Source organism: Massilia sp. 9096 (assembly GCF_000745265.1).
Classification (GTDB): domain Bacteria; phylum Pseudomonadota; class Gammaproteobacteria; order Burkholderiales; family Burkholderiaceae_D; genus Telluria.
The window spans coordinates 853570-869604 of sequence record NZ_JQNN01000001.1 but is presented as its reverse complement, the minus strand read 5'-3'; the positions used below and the strand labels follow the sequence as shown (position 1 = coordinate 869604).

Here is a 16035-nt window from a genome sequence, read left to right as displayed (position 1 = left end):
CGCGGAAATCGTCATGCGGCGCCGAGGGCCTTGCAAAACCGTAGCGAGCGGCGGCAGTTCCGTTAGAGAAGCGCAGCCGTACTTACGGTACGGCGAGCATCGCAGAACGGAAATGCAACGCGCAGTAGGTTTTCCAAGGCCCTTTGAAAACGGCTATTTTAACCGGTAATCGGGTCCAGACTACGCCACAAATACCATGTGGCAACTGTGCGCCAGGGCTCCCAGTTGGCCGCGACCTCGCGCGCATCGCTGCGCGAGACTGGCTCTCCGGAAAAATAGTTCTGGCTGATGCCCTGGATCAGGCCGGCATCGTCGAGCGGCAGCACGTTCGGCCTGAGCAGATTAAATATCAAAAACATCTCGGCTGTCCAGCGGGTGATGCCGCGAATCCGGACCAGCTCCGCGATCACGGCTTCGTCATCCATTTCCGACCACTGGTCGGCATGCACGCGCTTGGCCTTGAAATGGTCGGCCAAGTCGAGGATGTATTCGGTCTTGCGCTTGGACAGGCCGCAGCCGGACAACTCGCCGGCGCCGGCCTTGATCACCTGTGCCGGCGTCATCTTCGGGCACAGCGTGCGCAGCTTTTGCCAGGCCAGCTCGGCAGCCTTGGCCGTGACCTGCTGGCCGACGATCGAGCGCGCCAGCGTCGTGAACGGGTCCGGATGGCCGTGCAGCTGCAGGTCGCCGAATTGCGGGATCAGCTTGTTCATGATGCGGTCGCGCCGCATCAGCTCGGCCTTCGCCTCCGCCCAGTACGGCGGCAGCCAAGGCTGCGCGTCCGGATTGCCGGGCTGGTCGCCGGAAAGTGACGAAGCGGCGCCCATGAGGTCCTTGGAAAGTGCCATGCCGATGCGCCGCGACTCAGGCGCGGCGCCAGTTGGTGCTGCCGTCGGGCTTGTCCTCGAGGACGATGCCGGCGCCCGTGAGCTCGGCGCGGATCGCGTCGGCTTCCTGGAAATTGCGCGCCTTCTTGGCAGCGGCGCGGCGCGCGATGGCGTCGTTAATACGATCTTCTTCCGAGGTTACTGTTCCGGCAGCTGCCAATGCGGACACTCCCGTCATATTTGCCGTTGCATGCACTGTCCGGCGACCCTGCAGGAAGTCACGCGGGATGTCTTGAAGAAGGCCAAGCACACCACCAAGCGCCTTTAGCTGGCGCGCAGCCTCCACCGATCCCGTCCGGTTAACCTCGGAGGCCAAATCGAACAGCTCAGCCACTGCCAGCGGTGTGTTGAAATCGTCGTTCATCGCGTCGCGGAAGCGCTGCGCATGCGTCTCGGTCCAGTCGACCTCGACTGCTTCCGCGCCGGTGTCGACTTCGGACAGCGCCGTGTACAGGCGCGTCAACGCACCCTTGGCGTCGTCGATATGGGCGTCCGAGTAATTCAACGGGCTACGGTAGTGGGCGCGGACGATGAAAAAGCGTACCACTTCGGGCTGCTTGTACTTCTTGAGCACGTCGCGGATCGTGAAGAAATTGCCCAGCGACTTGGACATCTTCTCGTTATCGACGCGCACGAAGCCGTTGTGGATCCAGTAGCGCGCCATCAAGGGCCCGAAGGCGCCTTCGGATTGCGCGATCTCGTTCTCGTGGTGCGGGAATTGCAGGTCGGCGCCGCCGCCGTGGATGTCGAAATGCTCGCCCAGCAGCGCGCACGACATGGCCGAGCACTCGATGTGCCAGCCCGGACGGCCCTTGCCCCACTTCGAATCCCATTTCACTTCGTCGGGTTCGTTTTCCTTGGACGCTTTCCACAGCACGAAGTCGAGCGGATCGCGCTTGCCGGTATTGACGTCGACGCGCTCGCCGGCGCGCAGGTCGTCGAGCGACTTGCCGGACAGCTTGCCGTAGCCGGGGAAGTTGCGCACGGCATAGTTCACGTCGCCGTCCTCGCCCTGGTAGGCCAGTTCCTTCTGTTCCAGCTTGTCGATGATCGACAGCATGTGCGGCACGTGTTCGGTCGCGCGCGGTTCAAAATCCGGAGACAGAATGCCGAGCGCATCGCTGTCCTCATGCATGGCCTGGATAAAGCGCGTGGTCAGCTGGGTGATCGTTTCCTTGTTCTCGACCGCACGCTTGATGATCTTGTCTTCGATGTCGGTAATGTTGCGGACATACCTGACCTCATAGCCCGAGGTCTTGAGCCAGCGATAGATGACGTCGAACGCCATCATCATCCGGGCGTGACCGACGTGGCAGTAATCGTAGACCGTGATCCCGCACACGTACATGTTGACCTTGCCGGGCTGGATGGGAACGAAATCCTGCTTGTCACGCGCGAGCGTGTTGTAAATCTTGAGTTGGCTCATCGGATGGTTTGCTTGAGGGTTGGAGCATGAAGCTCGGGACGGATTGGGGAAGCGCCCAGTGCTTCAGGACCATTTTTGTTCTTTTTTGATAAAATCGGTGGTCCGTCGCGAAGTATAGCATTGATAAAATCCTGACTGGCCGCATCTGCCCCAGGTTTATTTTTCTGCAAAACCCTTGACATCACTTTGCGTTTTATCCACCGAGAGGAAGCCACGATGCACACCCTGAAACAGCCCGGCGCCCGCCTGGCGATCCGATTCTCCGCCGCCGTCGCCGCGATGGCCTTCGCCGTGAATGCCTGGGCCGCCGATCCGCAAGTGTCGCTGAAAACCTCGATGGGCGAGATCGTGCTGGAGCTGAACCAGGAAAAGGCGCCGATCGCCGTGAACAACTTCCTGCAGTACGTCAAATCAGGATTCTACAAGGGCACGATCTTCCACCGCGTGATCAGCGACTTCATGATCCAGGGCGGCGGCATGGACGAGAAATTCCATGGCCGCGCGGTGCGCAAGCCCATCAAGAACGAATCCAACAATGGCTTGTCGAACACCGTCTATACGGTCGCGATGGCGCGCGAAGCCAATCCGGATTCGGCCACCTCGCAATTCTTCATCAACACGGTCGACAACCCCGGCCTGGACTACCCGAACATGGGTGGCGGCTACACGGTGTTCGGCAAGGTCGTGAAGGGCCAGGAAGTGGTCGACAAGATCAAGGGCGTGCTGGTGGACGACATCCACGGAATGCAGAACGTCCCCGTCACGCCGGTCATCATCAAGTCCGCGACGCTCCTCAAAGAGGACAAGGCGGTAAAATAGCGAACTATTCATATAAACCCCGGGCGCCCGCAGGCGCCCCAACCATAAGGGACCTCCTATGACCGCCGTACTCATGACCACCAACAAGGGCAACATCAAGGTCGAACTCGACGACGCCAAGGCGCCGAAGACCGTTGCCAACTTCCTGGCCTACGTGAACAAGGGCCACTTCAGCAACACCATCTTCCACCGCGTCATCAAGGACTTCATGATCCAGGGCGGTGGCTTCGAGCCGGGCATGAATCAGAAGGACACCGACCAGACCGTGGAAAACGAAGCCAAGAACGGCCTCAAGAACGACAAGTACACGGTCGCGATGGCGCGCACCATGGCCCCGCACTCGGCATCGGCCCAGTTCTTCATCAACACCAAGAACAACGACTTCCTGAACTACCCGGGCCAGGACGGCTGGGGCTACGCCGTGTTCGGCAAGGTCGTCGAAGGGCAGGACGTGGTCGACCAGATCAACAACGTCAAGACCTCGCGCGCCGGCATGCACTCGGACGTGCCGGCCGATCCGGTCATCATCGAGAAAGTCGAAGTCGTCCAGTAATGACGGTGGCGCGCGGCTCTTATGACTTCTGATTCCGCGCGCGCGCGTTCGCCCCTGGTTGCGCTGTTCATCTCGGACCTGCATTTGCAGGAAGCCCATCCGCGCACGGCCGAAGCGTTCTTCGCTTTCCTGGCCGGGCGCGCGATCCACGCCGAGCGCCTCTACCTGCTCGGCGACATCTTCGAGTACTGGGCCGGCGACGACGATCTCGCCGACCCCTTCAATGCGCAGGTCGCTGGCGCCCTGCGCACGCTGGCCGATGCCGGCGTCCAGGTCTACTGGATGGCCGGCAACCGCGATTTCCTCGCGGGCCAAGCCTTCGCAGAGGCGGCCGGGCTGACGCTGCTGAGCGAGCCGACCGTGCTGCAGGCAGGCGAACACACGATCGCGCTGGTGCACGGCGACGCCGAATGCACCGGCGACGTCAATTACATGGCCTTCCGCGCCCAGGTGCGCGAGCCGGCCTGGCAGGCGCAGTTCCTGGCCATGCCGTTAGCCCAGCGCAAGGCGATCATCGCCGGCCTGCGCGAAGGCAGCCGCTCGACGCATGCCGAAAAATCGTATGACATCATGGACGTGGCGCCGACCGCGGTGGCGGCCTTGTTCGATGCCAGCGGCGCCGACACCATCATCCATGGCCACACGCACCGCCCTGCCCTGCACCTCGATGCAGTCACGGGCCGGCGGCGCTTCGTGCTGCCCGACTGGGAGCTCGACCTCGAGCCGGCGCGCGGCGGCTGGATCGCGCTCGACCATCGAGGCAACCTCACGCGCCACGACCTGAGCGGCAACCTGCTTTGAGCGTCCGCGCTCGACACTCCTTTACCTAGCAGAAGTATCAGGTAGGCAGCCGCCTGCTCCGTATTGACCGCGGCTACGCCGGTGTTATACTTAACTACAACACCACTGCAATACACCACCCAAGGAGGGTAGGCAATGACTCAGCAAACCGCGAACCAGACCCAAGAGGCCGGCCATGGCGATCGGCTGGAATGACAACACGCCGATCTACCGGCAACTGAAAGACAAGGTGATCGGCATGATGCTCGACGGCGCGTTGAAAGCGGGCGATCCACTGCCCTCGGTGCGCCAGATCGCCGCCGAGTACCAGCTCAACCCGATCACGGTGTCCAAGGCTTACCAGGAACTGGTCGACGATAACTTAGTAGAAAAACGAAGGGGGATCGGTATGTACGTCACCGAAGGCGCGAGCGAAAAACTCCTCGCCAGCGAACGCGAACGCTTCCTGAGCGAAGAATGGCCGGCGCTGCTGGAGCGCATCCGCCAGCTCGGGCTGAACCTGGAACAGCTGATGCGAGCGCCCCGCGAGCGCAACGGAGGCCATCAATGAGCCCCGTGATCTCGGCCCGCGGGCTGACCAAGCGCTACGGCAAGCGCACCGCGGTCGACGGCATCGACTTCGACATCCCGGCCGGGCGCATCGTCGGCCTGATCGGGCCGAACGGCTCGGGCAAGACCACCACGCTCAAAGCCGCGCTCGGCCTGATCCCGTTCGACGGCCAGCTGTCGGTGCTGGGCCTGGACCCGCGCACCCAGCGCGACGAATTGATGCAGGACGTGTGCTTCATCGCCGACGTCGCGATCCTGCCGCGCTGGCTGCGCGTGAAGGATGCGATCGACTTCGTGGCCGGCGTGCACCCGCGCTTCAACCGCGCCAAGGCCGAGCGCTACATCGCCAACACGCGCCTGAGCCCGCGCATGAAGGTCAAGGAGATGTCGAAGGGGATGATCGTCCAGCTGCACCTGGCGCTGGTGATGGCGATCGACGCGCGTTTGCTGGTGCTCGACGAGCCGACCCTGGGCCTGGACATCCTGTACCGCAAGCAGTTCTACCAGAACCTGCTGGAAGACTATTTTGACGAGAACAAGACCATCGTCATCACCACCCACCAGGTCGAGGAAGTCGAGCACATCCTGACCGACCTGATGTTCATCCGCGACGGCAAGGTCGTGCTGGCCGCGTCGATGGAAGAAATCGGCGAGCGCTACATCGAGGTGATGGTCTCGCAGGACAAGCTGAGCGCCGCCAACGCGCTGCAGCCGATCGACCGCCGCACCGTGTTCGGCAAGGCCGTGATGCTGTTCGACGCCGGCCCCGGCGGCGTCACGCGCCAGCAGCTCGCCGCCCTCGGCGAAACCCGCAACCCCAGCGTCGCCGACCTGTTCGTCGCGACCATGAAAGGAAGCTACGCATGAACACCGCCAACATGAAACCGACCGCGCAGACGTCGAACACCATGCGCTGGCTGCTCCAGCGCGAGTTCTGGGAGTACAAGGGCTCGATGTTCTGGGCACCGCTGATCGTCGCCGCGGTGATCGTGGTGCTGTTCGGCTCGACATTCGGCTACGGCCTGGCCGTGCATGGCGTGCCGCACCACGTGTGGATCAACGGCCATCTGGTGGATCAAGGCACGCTGGCCGCGGCCGGCGAGCAGTTGCGCCCGGTGGCCGCCAAGATCGCCTCCGGCCTGTACCTGGTCGCAGCCGCGCCGCCGATCATCCTGCTGGTCTTCGTGGTCTTTTCCTACTGCCTGGGCACGCTGTACGACGAGCGGCGCGACCGCAGCATCCTGTTCTGGAAGTCGCTGCCGGTGTCGGACGCGATGACGGTAACGTCCAAGCTGGTCACCGCGCTGTGCGTGGCGCCGCTGATCGCGATCGCACTCGGGGTGGCGGCGGCGCTGCTGCTGGTGCTGGTTGCCTGCGCCGCGCTGTCGGCCAATGGGGTCAACCTGTTCGGCGTGGTGTTCGGCGCACGCGACTTCTACCTGGCGCCGCTCGGCGTGGTCGCGCTGCTGCCGGTGTACATCGTGTGGGCGCTGCCGACCGTCGGCTGGCTGCTGCTGGTCTCGAGCTGGGCGCGCACCAAACCGTTCATGTGGGCGGTCGGCGCACCGGCCGTGGCGTTGATCGTGGCCAAGTGGATCAATGCCGCGATGACGCGCATCTCGGGGACCGAGTTCGAGCTGGCGCGGATCGTGTCGGACGTGGTGACGCGCCTGCTCACCGGCATCGTCCCCGGCATCTGGTACGCCTACCCCGGCGTGGTGCCGGGCGGCGTGCCGCACGCCGACAATGGCATCGACATCGGCAGCGTGTTCGTCCAGTCCTGGGGCAGCCTGGCCAGCGTCGACGCCGTGGCCGGCGCCCTGGCCGGCGCGGCGATGATCTACGGTGCGATGCGCATGCGCCGCTGGCGCGACGAGGGCTGACATGCGCACCCGCCAGGCAAGCTGGCTGTTCGCCTGGGCGCTGACGGTCGGCGGCGCGGCCCAGGCCCAGGTCCAGGACACACCGGCGCCCCAGGCCGACGCTCCAGCGGGCACGCAGGACGTCGCCCCGGGCGCCAAGCGCGAGGGGGTGGTGCACGTGAACGCCTTGAAGAATCCGGAAATCCGCGCCTACCGCGCGATCGTGGCCGGCCTGGACAGCTTCGATGCGCACCGCGCACTCGCTCCAGCGGTGCCCAGGCTGCTGTTCCTGGCCAGTCGCCCCGACGGCACCCCGCTCGCCGGCGAGCTGCCCAAAGTCCGGCTGACGGCGGACGACTTCAACCTCCCGCTCGAGCTGGGCAGCGACGGCCGCCTCGCGATCCCGCGCAGCCAGGCCGCGTGGGACGCCAAGGCGGAACTGGAGCTGAACCGCAAGAAGCGCCAGGTCCGCATCGAACCCGACGTGCGCACGCCGGGCCTGCCGGACAGCCAGCGCCGCCTGGGCGACATCCGGCTCGAATGCCTGGTCAAGGTTGCGATCGCCAAAGCGGAAATCCCGTTCTTCTGGGTGATGACGATCGACGGCCTGCTGTTGTCGCGCGACTGGTGCGGCTGGTTCAATGGCGACCCCAAGAGCAAGTTCGGCGACGCGCGCTACTGGCCGGTATCGAGCGGCGCCCCACTGCAGGCGGCGACGCTGCGCGAAGGCGAACGCCGTCTGCCGCTCAAGGCCGGCGGCCATCGATTCAGCGTGCCGCTGTCGGACCCGAGCTGGAGCAATGACGCGATCGTCGAGCTGACGTACGCGCAGGAACCCGCACCGCCAGCGCCAACCGCCGCGCTGGCCGACGCGCGTGCCAAACAAGACAACTGACCGGCCGCGGACAGTCAGCGCCGCCGGCGTTCATTCGAATGGTTTCATTCGAACTGCTGGCGGAACGCCGCGAACTGCGCCTTGAGTTCGTCGACTTCGGCGCGCAGGGCAGCCACTTCCTGCTCCAGCTGGCCGACGCGCCCGCCCGCCGGCGCGCCTGCGCCTGCGCTTGCGCTCCCGAGCGCACCCGCGCTTGCACCCGCAGGCTCGGGTGCGAGCGCGACCGGCCCGCCCAGCAGCTGGGCGTAGCGCGACTCCTTGGCGCCGGCCAGGCGCTCCAGGCGCACCACCAGCGGCGGGTATTTGTCGATCAGGAACTGCAGCGCGGCGTCAAGCTCGGCCACCGACTTGAACTCGTGCAGGCGGCCGCTGCGCGTGCGGATCTCGCCGGCGGTCTGCGGACCGCGCAGCATCAGCACGGCCAGCACGGCCAGCTTGTCCTGCTCGAGCGACCACTTGATGCGCATGCGGTGCTCGTACTTGACCACGCGCGCGCCGGCCTGCGAGATGCCGTTCACGAGTTTGCGCTGCATGAGGCGCTGCAGGGTGTCGTGCACGACGTCCTCGGGCATCTGCATGACCGGATCGCGGCTGGACAGCTGGTTGCAGCCGTTCATGACCGCGTTCAGCGACATCGGATAGTTGTCGGGCGTGAGCGCTTCTTTTTCGGCAAGCACCCCGAGTACGCGGATTTCCTGCGGGTCGAGGTCGGAGGCCGGGTCGAAGGCGCCCGGGATGTCGTCTTGCATGGTCGGTCCTTTGGCGAGGCTGGTGAGGCGGGTGAAACAGGAAACGGCGCTATTCTACAAGACGGTTCAGTCTGGCCTGGTCGAGCTTGTCGTCTTCCTCGATGCCGCGGCAGGCGATGCCGTTGGCCTTGAGCGTCGCGCACAGGCGCTCGATCTGCTCGTCCTGCTGGGCCACGTGGTTGATCAGGTTGCGCAGCGCCTTGGACAGCGGGTCGTCGCCGTCCGGGGTCACGCCATAGGCCGCGAACATGCGCGCGCTGCGCGACTGGTCTTCCTTGCGCACGATGTGGGCCGGATTGCCGACCGCGGTGGCGCCGGCCGGGACCGGCTTGACCACGACCGCGTTCGAGCCGACCTTGGCGTATTCGCCGACCGTGAACGCGCCCAGCACCTGGGCGCCGGCGCCGACGATCACGCCGCGCTCGAGCGTCGGGTGGCGCCTGGTGCCGGCCACCAGCGTGGTGCCGCCCAGGGTCACGCCCTGGTAGATGGTGCAGTCGTCGCCGACCACGGCGGTCTCGCCGATCACCACGCCGAAGCCATGGTCGATGAACACGCGCCGGCCGATCGTCGCGCCGGGGTGGATTTCGATGCCGGTGACGATGCGCGCCAGGTAAGAGATGAAGCGGCCCAGCCATTTGAAATTGGCGCGCCAGCAGGCGTGCGCCCAGCCATGCATGACGACCGCATGCAGGCCGGGATAGCAGGTGAGCACCTCCCACGCGTTACGCGCCGCGGGATCGCGCTCGATGATGCTTCGGATATCTTCGCGCAGTCTGGAAAACATGATCGATACGATGCCAATAAGGCAGCATGGTAGCCGATTCGCGCGACGCCTGCTGGCCGACCTTTGATTCCTGTAGACAAAAAAAACGCCGGCGACGATGCACCGGCGTTCGATTGCAAGCGGCGACGTTTACTGCGGCTCGGCCGCCAGGCGCTGGCGGCGCGCCTCGTACAGGCACACGCCCGAGGCCACCGACACGTTCAGGCTCTCGACCGAGCCGAACATCGGGACCGACACCAGCATGTCGCAGGTCTCCCGCGTCAGGCGGCGCATGCCCTCGCCTTCCGAGCCCATCACCAGCGCGGTCGGGCCGGTGAAGTCGCCCTGGTACAGACCCTTGTCGGCGTCGTCCGAGGTGCCGATCAGCCAGATGCCGCGCTCCTTCAGGTCGCGCATGGTGCGCGCCAGGTTGGTCACGGTGATGTACGGGACGGTCTCGGCGGCGCCGCTGGCGACCTTGGCGGCGGTGGCGTTCAGGCCGACCGAACGGTCCTTCGGCGCGATCACGGCGTGCGCGCCGACGCCGTCGGCCACGCGCAGGCAGGCGCCCAGGTTGTGCGGGTCGGTGATGCCGTCCAGGATCAGCAGCAGCGGCGGACCGTCGACGGCGTCCAGCAGCTCGTCCAGGTTGCGGGCGAGCGAGAGCTGGCTGGCGAAGGCGATCACGCCCTGGTGGCGGCGCGTGCCGACGATCTTGTCGAGGCGCTCGGCCTCGACCGGCATCACGCGCACACCGGCCGCCTTGGCGTTGGCGATCAGGTCCTGCATGCGGCGGTCCTGGCGTCCGGCGTCGACGAAGATCTCTTCCACCGACTGGGCCTCGTGGCGCAGCCGCGAGGTCACGGCGTGGAAGCCGAAAATCATTTTATTTTTCATCTGTTACTTGCTGCTCTTTCTTCTGGTTTTGGGTGCCTCGACCGGCGCGGACGCCGGCTCGGCTGCGACGACGCCTTCCTGGGCGTCGGCTTGTTTTGCCGCCTTTTTGGCGGAGGTCTTCTTCGGCTTCTTGACGACCGGCGCATCCGATACAGCGATGGACTCGACGACCGGTGCCGCGACCGGCTGGGCGGCCGGCTCGGCGACGGGTTCGGCCACCGTCGCTTGCGCTGCCGCCTTGGCGCCGCGCTTTTTCTTGGGCGCGGGTTCGGCCGCAGTCGGCTCGGGCGCCGGCGCGGGTGCCGGCTCAGGCACCGGCTCAGGCACCGGCTCAGGTACCGGCTCAGGCACGAACTCAGGCGCCTGAGCCGGAACGTCCGGAACGGCCTTCTTGGCAGCCCGCTTCTTCTTCGGCGCCGGTTCGGCCGGCGCCGCTGCCGAAACCGGCTCAAGGACCGGCGCTGCGGTCGGCTCGACAACGATCGGCTCGACAACCGGCGCCACGGCCGGCTGCACGGCGGGCTCCGGAACCGGCTGAGCCGCAACCTCGGCCGGCTGCGCCGCGGCTGCTTCCGCCGCTTCGGCTTTCGCCGCACGCGCATCGGCCGCGCGCTGCGCCTTGGCCTTGCGGCGGCGGCTGCTGCGCGACGGCGGCACGAACACCACGTCGTCCGGGCTTTCGTCGCTGGCGCCGGCTGCCTGGTCCAGCGCAGCATCGCCGTCATCGACCGGCAGCGGCCAGGTCAAGGTGCCGTCCTGTGCCGGCGCCGGTTCCTGGCGCTGGCCTTTTTTCTTGTTGCGGTTGCGCTTGCGCGGCGGCTTCGGCTCGAGCGCCTCGAGCGCGGCCGCGCGCGCGCGTTCGAGCGGCGCCGGGATCGATTCTTCCTGCTTGGGCTGGGCCAGCACCAAGTCGATCTTGCGCGCCTCCAGGTCGACACGCGCCACCTGCACGGTCACGCGGCCGGTCAGCTGGTACACCTGGCCACTGTTCTTGCCGCGCAGTTCATGGCGCGCTTCGTCGTACTCGAAATAATCCTGGCCCAGGCCGGTGACGTGCACCAGGCCTTCGACGAACAGCTCGTCGAGCTGCACGAAGATGCCGAACGGTGTCACGCCCGCGATCACGCCGGTGAATTCCTCGCCCAGCTTGTCCTGCATGTAGTAGCACTTGAGCCAGTTCTCGACGTCGCGCGAGGCTTCGTCGGCGCGCCGCTCGTTGGCCGAGCAGTGCACGCCGAGGGCGTCCCAGATCGTCAGGTCCTTCGGATCCTTCTGCTTGCCGTTGGCCTGGTCCTTGGCGGCCTGCTTGCGCGCCGCTTTCGAGATCGTGGTGTTCAGCTTCGACAGGTCGATGTCGGTCGGCTCGTACTTCTTGCCCTTCAGGACCGCCTTGATGGCGCGGTGGGTCAGCAGGTCCGGATAGCGCCGGATCGGGCTGGTGAAGTGGGCGTAATGTTCGTACGCCAGGCCGAAGTGGCCGACGTTGTCCGGGCTGTAGACCGCCTGCTGCATCGAACGCAGCAGCATGGTCTGCAGCAGCGCCGCGTCGGGACGCTCCTTGATGCGCTCCATCAGCTCGGCGTAGTCGCGCGCCTGCGGCGTGGTGCCGCCGCCCAGGTTCAAGCCGACCTGCTTGAGGAAGGTGCGCAACTGGTTGAGCTTCTCTTCGGTCGGCACCGCGTGGATGCGGAAGGTGCTCGGCTGGTCGTGGCGGATCAGGAAGTCGGCCGCGCATACGTTCGCGGCCAGCATGCATTCCTCGATCAGGCGGTGGGCGTCGTTGCGGGTGCGCGGGATGATCTTCTCGATCTTGCCCATGGCATTGCAGACGATGTAGGTCTCGGTGGTCTCGAAATCGATCGCACCGCGCTTCTGGCGCGCCTGCAGCAGCGCGCGGAACACCTCGTTCAGGTGCTGCAGGTGCGGCACGATGCCAGGCCGGCGGCCGGCTTCCGGACCACCCGTGTTGCCCAGGATCGCAGCGACCTCGTTGTAGGTCAGGCGTGCGGCCGAGTGCATCACGGCCGGATAGAACTGGTAGGCGGTGACTTCGCCGGCGGCGGTGATCACCATGTCGCACACCAGGCACAGGCGGTCGACGGCCGGGTTCAGCGAGCACAGGCCGTTGGACAGCTTCTCGGGCAGCATCGGGATCACGCGGCGCGGGAAGTAGACCGAGGTCGAGCGCTCGAGCGCGTCGCCGTCGAGCGCGTCGTTGGGCTTGACGTAGTGGCTGACGTCGGCGATCGACACCAGCAGGCGGTAGCCGTTGGTACGGCCGATCTTGACCGGTTCGCAGTAGACGGCGTCGTCGAAGTCGCGCGAATCCTCGCCGTCGATGGTCACCAGCGGCACGTCGCGCAGGTCGACGCGGTCTTTGAGGTCGCCCGCCAGCACCTCGTTGGGCAGCTTGTTGGCCTGCTTGACCGCGGCCTGCGAGAAGATGTGCGGCACGCCGAACTTGCGCACGGCGATCTCGATCTCCATGCCGGGGTCGTCGAGCTCGCCCAGCACCTCGACGATCCTGCCGGTCGGCTGCTTGAAACGCGAAGGCTGCTCGACCAGCTCGATGCTGACCACCTGGCCGGCCTTGGCCTTGCCGGGCGAACCGGCCACCAGGACGTCCTGGCCGATGCGCTGGTCTTCGGGCGCGACCTTCCAGACGCCGTCTTCGTTCAGCAGGCGGCCGATGATGTGGGTGTTGGCGCGCTCGACCACCTCGACGATGGTGCCTTCGGAGCGCCCGCGCCGGTCGGTGCCGACCACGCGTGCCAGCACGCGGTCGCCGTGCAGGACCTTCTGCATCTCCTTATCGGGCAGGAACAGGTCGTCGCCGCCCTCGTCCGGGATCACGAATCCGAAGCCGTCGCGGTGGGCGCTGACGCGGCCCGCGATGAAGCTCGAGTGATCGGTCAGCGCATACTCGCCGCCGGGGCTGGCGCGCAACTGGCCGTCACGCTCCATCGCGTTGAGGCGGCGCGACAGCACGCCTTCGGCTTCGGGATCGACCTGCAGGGTGCGGGCCAGGGCGGCGCTGTCGAGCGGGCGGCCGGCTTCGCGGAATACGCCGAGAATCTCCTCGCGGCTGGGGATGGTGTAAGTTGGGTGCTTCAAATCGTTTTCTTGTCCTGGACTGCGTTGAGCAAGGCCTGCGGGGCCGAGGGCCGGCACGCTGGCGTGCATGGATTCGTTAATGCAACTCGTTGGCAACTTGTTGGATTGACACCTTGACGCCCATAGTGTAACGGAGGACCGGGCGATTCGCCTAACCGGCGCTGCCAAGCGTGTCGTAGCGCATGCCGCGCGTTTGCAATGTCACGCGCAAATTCGCGCGAAATTTCATGGAACCGATATGGGGGCGAACGCGGCCGACGCAATCGGTCGCTGTAGCCCTTTGACATTTGCCATGCATCCGCTATACTTTCGCTCTCTTCGAAAACGGCACAGCCGGCGACGAAGAGTCGATGGGCGATGCCGGGCGCTGGCAAACGAAAGTTGGTCTAGCGCAAAACGACAAAGCCTGCTATCGTAGCGGAATTCGGCGGCGACGTCGAGTTTTGGCAGCAAAGCAGCAAGATTGCCCACGTGGCGGAATTGGTAGACGCGCATGGTTCAGGTCCATGTGCCGCGAGGTGTGGGGGTTCGAGTCCCTCCGTGGGCACCAAGCGATCTTGATGCGGTAGTGGTGGTTGGCGGTAAATGAGCAGTTGATATGCCCACGTGGCGGAATTGGTAGACGCGCATGGTTCAGGTCCATGTGCCGCGAGGTGTGGGGGTTCGAGTCCCTCCGTGGGCACCAGAAGCTACCGTAGTACAGCAGTAGAAGCAGTGTTGAGCAGTTGATATGCCCACGTGGCGGAATTGGTAGACGCGCATGGTTCAGGTCCATGTGCCGCGAGGTGTGGGGGTTCGAGTCCCTCCGTGGGCACCAGAAGCTACCGTAGTACAGCAGTAGAAGCAGTGTTGAGCAGTTGATATGCCCACGTGGCGGAATTGGTAGACGCGCATGGTTCAGGTCCATGTGCCGCGAGGTGTGGGGGTTCGAGTCCCTCCGTGGGCACCAAAAGCTACCGGATCGTACAGATCACCGAGTTTGTCATCGGCGCAAAACGCCGCAATCTTTGCAAAAGGATTGCGGCGTTTTGCGTTTCTTCACCCACCTGCCCGCAGCCATTGCGCCAGGAAACCGCCGATGCGCCGTTCATACTCATGCGGCGCATACGCGTACAGGTTCTCGTGGACGGCGCCATCGACGACCCAGAGCGACTTCGGTGCGCGCGCAGCCGCGTACAGCCGCTCGGTTTCCGGCAGGGTCGTGTGACGGTCGGCGCTGCCGGCCACGATCAGCACAGGCGCGTTCAAGCCGGCGATGCGCTCGATCGGGCGCAGCTGCGCCGGCTGGATATTCAGACGCAGCGGCAGCTGCCACAGCAACAGCTGCGACAACGGACGCCCGATCGCCCCGACGCGCATGCGCAGCCGGTCCGCGACCGCGTCCTCGATGGTCGGGTACATCGATTCCAGCACCACCGCGTCGACCGGCGCGCAATCGCGGCACAGCACCAGCGACGCCGCCCCCAGCGACACGCCGATCACGCCGACGCGCTGCCCGGGCGCCAGCTGGCGCAGCTTTTCCAGCGCAACGCGCACCCCTTGCGCTTCATGCAGCCCGAAGGTGACCGCATCGAGCGTGCTCGCACCCTGGCCCGGCAAGTCGATCAGCATGACCGCATAACCCTGCGCATGCAGGAAGCGGGCGCGCGTGGCCATGTCGCGCCGGTCGCCGTGGATGCCGTGCAGCAGCAGCACCGCGCCGGCGCCGCTGCCGGGCAGGAAGGAGCCTTGCACGGTATGGCCGCCGGGGATGGGCAGCGACAGGGTCTGGGCATCCATCCCGCTCAGTTCGACCGGACGCGGCGTGACGGCAATCAGGGAAGAACCGGCCAGCCAGACGCCGGCGGCGGCCAGCAACAGCAGCAGGGACGTGCCCGCGAGCGCGGGCAGCAAGTAGCGTGAAGGCATCGACGGCAACGTGAAGTGAATAATTTGCCATTACAACACAACTCATCCGTGCGCGGCGAGGTCGTCCAGGATCGGGCAATCGGAACGCCCGTCGCCGTGGCAGGAATCGGCAAGGCTGGCCAGGGTGCGCTTCATCGATTCCAGCTCGGCGATCTTGCGGTCGAGTTCGTCGATGTGCTGGCGCGCCAGGCGCCGCACGTCGGCGCTGGCGCGCGCCTTGTCCTGCCACAGCGCCAGCAGGTTGGCGATCTGTTCCAGCGAAAAGCCGAGCGCCCGGCTGCGGTGGATGAACTGCAGCACGCGCACGTCCTGGTCGCCGTACATGCGGTAACCGGCGTCGCTGCGGCGCGCCGCCGGCAACAGGCCGATCGATTCATAGTGGCGGATCATCTTGGCCGTCACGCCCGAGGCCTTGGCCGCCTCGCCGATGTTCAAGGTTGCGGTCATCTGTGCTCCATCAGTCTTTTGCGCGAGCATACACGGTTCCGCTTTATGCAAGATCAGGTCGGCACGCTTGACTTGCGTCGCCAAGCGGTTAAGCTCGGCGGACGATGAGACTTGCCGCCCTGCTCGAACCGCGTTGCCTGCTGGCCTGCGCACTCGCCCTGCCCGCCGTACTCGACGCCGCGCCCGCCCCTTGGTATCAATGGCGCAGCAAGATCGATGCTCGCCTGGTCTGCGCGCAGACCTCGCTCGGGCCCGGCTGGGAGCAGGCCAGCGGACCGTATCGTGACGCCCATTGCGAAAGACGCATCGTTGGCAAATAATGTTGGAATCGTTGCAATAACAGAACCAGGCAGGAGACGCAG

General features: G+C 65.6%; 15 protein-coding genes, 4 tRNA genes and 1 pseudogene. 12 read left to right on the top strand and 8 right to left on the bottom strand.

What is annotated here, in order from left to right; translation table 11 throughout:
• Positions 1 to 158: 158 nt before the first annotated feature.
• Together FA90_RS03840 and cysS are read right to left on the bottom strand one after the other, a co-directional pair.
• On the bottom strand, positions 159 to 848 hold the full coding sequence (locus tag FA90_RS03840) for a DNA-3-methyladenine glycosylase (RefSeq protein ID WP_036166110.1): 690 nt from the start codon (positions 846 to 848) through the stop codon (positions 159 to 161).
• Between the two features lie 16 nt (positions 849 to 864).
• Positions 865 to 2313, bottom strand: a complete 1449-nt coding sequence (cysS, locus tag FA90_RS03835) for a cysteine--tRNA ligase (RefSeq protein WP_036166108.1) — start codon at positions 2311 to 2313, stop codon at positions 865 to 867.
• 216 nt (positions 2314 to 2529) lie between these two features.
• Between cysS and FA90_RS03830 the strand changes: the two genes are divergently transcribed.
• From FA90_RS03830 to FA90_RS03800, 7 genes are all read left to right on the top strand, one after another.
• Positions 2530 to 3132 (top strand): peptidylprolyl isomerase, encoded by a 603-nt coding sequence (locus FA90_RS03830; RefSeq protein ID WP_036166105.1) that lies wholly within the window; start codon positions 2530 to 2532, stop codon positions 3130 to 3132.
• 58 nt (positions 3133 to 3190) lie between these two features.
• Positions 3191 to 3685, top strand: coding sequence for a peptidylprolyl isomerase (locus FA90_RS03825; protein ID WP_036166103.1), 495 nt, complete (start codon positions 3191 to 3193; stop codon positions 3683 to 3685).
• A 21-nt stretch (positions 3686 to 3706) separates the two neighbouring features.
• Complete coding sequence (locus FA90_RS03820; protein ID WP_036166102.1) at positions 3707 to 4486, top strand: UDP-2,3-diacylglucosamine diphosphatase; 780 nt, start codon at positions 3707 to 3709, stop codon at positions 4484 to 4486.
• 175 nt (positions 4487 to 4661) lie between these two features.
• On the top strand, positions 4662 to 5036 hold the full coding sequence (locus FA90_RS03815) for a GntR family transcriptional regulator (RefSeq protein ID WP_036166099.1): 375 nt from the start codon (positions 4662 to 4664) through the stop codon (positions 5034 to 5036).
• On the top strand, positions 5033 to 5902 hold the full coding sequence (locus tag FA90_RS03810; protein WP_036166096.1) for an ABC transporter ATP-binding protein: 870 nt from the start codon (positions 5033 to 5035) through the stop codon (positions 5900 to 5902). The genes FA90_RS03815 and FA90_RS03810 overlap by 4 nt, the downstream gene beginning before the upstream one ends.
• Positions 5899 to 6918 carry a hypothetical protein gene (locus FA90_RS03805; RefSeq protein WP_051971378.1) on the top strand — a complete coding sequence of 340 codons (1020 nt, stop codon included), beginning with the start codon at positions 5899 to 5901 and terminating at the stop codon, positions 6916 to 6918. The genes FA90_RS03810 and FA90_RS03805 overlap by 4 nt, the downstream gene beginning before the upstream one ends.
• Before the next feature lies 1 nt (position 6919).
• A complete protein-coding gene (locus FA90_RS03800; RefSeq protein ID WP_051971377.1) occupies positions 6920 to 7792 on the top strand; it encodes a hypothetical protein in 873 nt (290 codons plus the stop codon).
• A gap of 44 nt (positions 7793 to 7836) precedes the next feature.
• Here the strand turns inward: FA90_RS03800 and FA90_RS03795 are convergent, their stop codons facing one another.
• The 4 genes and pseudogenes from FA90_RS03795 to rnr form a co-directional block, all read right to left on the bottom strand.
• Positions 7837 to 8541, bottom strand: a complete 705-nt coding sequence (locus tag FA90_RS03795) for a YceH family protein (protein WP_036166094.1) — start codon at positions 8539 to 8541, stop codon at positions 7837 to 7839.
• A 49-nt stretch (positions 8542 to 8590) separates the two neighbouring features.
• The gene (cysE, locus tag FA90_RS03790) at positions 8591 to 9328 is read right to left on the bottom strand and encodes a serine O-acetyltransferase (RefSeq protein WP_036166091.1); all 738 of its coding nucleotides are present in this window, start codon (positions 9326 to 9328) and stop codon (positions 8591 to 8593) included.
• A gap of 129 nt (positions 9329 to 9457) precedes the next feature.
• Positions 9458 to 10204 (bottom strand): 23S rRNA (guanosine(2251)-2'-O)-methyltransferase RlmB, encoded by a 747-nt coding sequence (rlmB, locus tag FA90_RS03785; RefSeq protein WP_036166088.1) that lies wholly within the window; start codon positions 10202 to 10204, stop codon positions 9458 to 9460.
• Positions 10205 to 11103: 899 nt separating this feature from the next.
• A pseudogene (gene rnr / locus FA90_RS03775) lies at positions 11104 to 13318 on the bottom strand (ribonuclease R); the annotation flags it as partial.
• Between the two features lie 465 nt (positions 13319 to 13783).
• Here rnr and FA90_RS03770 point away from each other — a divergent pair.
• From FA90_RS03770 to FA90_RS03755, 4 genes are all read left to right on the top strand, one after another.
• Positions 13784 to 13868, top strand: a tRNA-Leu gene (locus FA90_RS03770).
• A gap of 50 nt (positions 13869 to 13918) precedes the next feature.
• A tRNA-Leu gene (locus tag FA90_RS03765) sits at positions 13919 to 14003 on the top strand.
• 47 nt (positions 14004 to 14050) lie between these two features.
• Positions 14051 to 14135 (top strand) — tRNA-Leu (locus tag FA90_RS03760).
• A 47-nt stretch (positions 14136 to 14182) separates the two neighbouring features.
• Positions 14183 to 14267: transfer RNA gene (locus FA90_RS03755), tRNA-Leu, on the top strand.
• An 89-nt stretch (positions 14268 to 14356) separates the two neighbouring features.
• On the opposite strand, the gene FA90_RS03750 is transcribed toward FA90_RS03755, so the two are convergent.
• Both FA90_RS03750 and cueR read right to left on the bottom strand, forming a co-directional pair.
• The gene (locus FA90_RS03750; RefSeq protein WP_036166082.1) at positions 14357 to 15226 is read right to left on the bottom strand and encodes an alpha/beta hydrolase; all 870 of its coding nucleotides are present in this window, start codon (positions 15224 to 15226) and stop codon (positions 14357 to 14359) included.
• A 42-nt stretch (positions 15227 to 15268) separates the two neighbouring features.
• On the bottom strand, positions 15269 to 15661 hold the full coding sequence (gene cueR, locus FA90_RS03745) for a Cu(I)-responsive transcriptional regulator (RefSeq protein WP_036173977.1): 393 nt from the start codon (positions 15659 to 15661) through the stop codon (positions 15269 to 15271).
• Positions 15662 to 15777: 116 nt separating this feature from the next.
• On the opposite strand from cueR, the gene FA90_RS25470 reads away from it, so the two are divergent.
• Positions 15778 to 15993 carry a hypothetical protein gene (locus FA90_RS25470; RefSeq protein WP_156116571.1) on the top strand — a complete coding sequence of 72 codons (216 nt, stop codon included), beginning with the start codon at positions 15778 to 15780 and terminating at the stop codon, positions 15991 to 15993.
• The last annotated feature ends 42 nt before the right edge of the window (positions 15994 to 16035 follow it).

What these genes read in the sequence shown, in the direction of transcription:
- FA90_RS03840 (WP_036166110.1), bottom strand. Translation starts at nt 848, where the DNA reads ATGGCACTTTCCAAGGACCTCATGGGCGCCGCTTCGTCACTTTCCGGC.
- cysS (WP_036166108.1), bottom strand. Translation starts at nt 2,313, where the DNA reads ATGAGCCAACTCAAGATTTACAACACGCTCGCGCGTGACAAGCAGGAT.
- FA90_RS03830 (WP_036166105.1), top strand. Translation starts at nt 2,530, where the DNA reads ATGCACACCCTGAAACAGCCCGGCGCCCGCCTGGCGATCCGATTCTCC.
- FA90_RS03825 (WP_036166103.1), top strand. Translation starts at nt 3,191, where the DNA reads ATGACCGCCGTACTCATGACCACCAACAAGGGCAACATCAAGGTCGAA.
- FA90_RS03820 (WP_036166102.1), top strand. Translation starts at nt 3,707, where the DNA reads ATGACTTCTGATTCCGCGCGCGCGCGTTCGCCCCTGGTTGCGCTGTTC.
- FA90_RS03815 (WP_036166099.1), top strand. Translation starts at nt 4,662, where the DNA reads ATGGCGATCGGCTGGAATGACAACACGCCGATCTACCGGCAACTGAAA.
- FA90_RS03810 (WP_036166096.1), top strand. Translation starts at nt 5,033, where the DNA reads ATGAGCCCCGTGATCTCGGCCCGCGGGCTGACCAAGCGCTACGGCAAG.
- FA90_RS03805 (WP_051971378.1), top strand. Translation starts at nt 5,899, where the DNA reads ATGAACACCGCCAACATGAAACCGACCGCGCAGACGTCGAACACCATG.
- FA90_RS03800 (WP_051971377.1), top strand. Translation starts at nt 6,920, where the DNA reads ATGCGCACCCGCCAGGCAAGCTGGCTGTTCGCCTGGGCGCTGACGGTC.
- FA90_RS03795 (WP_036166094.1), bottom strand. Translation starts at nt 8,541, where the DNA reads ATGCAAGACGACATCCCGGGCGCCTTCGACCCGGCCTCCGACCTCGAC.
- cysE (WP_036166091.1), bottom strand. Translation starts at nt 9,328, where the DNA reads ATGTTTTCCAGACTGCGCGAAGATATCCGAAGCATCATCGAGCGCGAT.
- rlmB (WP_036166088.1), bottom strand. Translation starts at nt 10,204, where the DNA reads ATGAAAAATAAAATGATTTTCGGCTTCCACGCCGTGACCTCGCGGCTG.
- FA90_RS03750 (WP_036166082.1), bottom strand. Translation starts at nt 15,226, where the DNA reads ATGCCTTCACGCTACTTGCTGCCCGCGCTCGCGGGCACGTCCCTGCTG.
- FA90_RS25470 (WP_156116571.1), top strand. Translation starts at nt 15,778, where the DNA reads ATGAGACTTGCCGCCCTGCTCGAACCGCGTTGCCTGCTGGCCTGCGCA.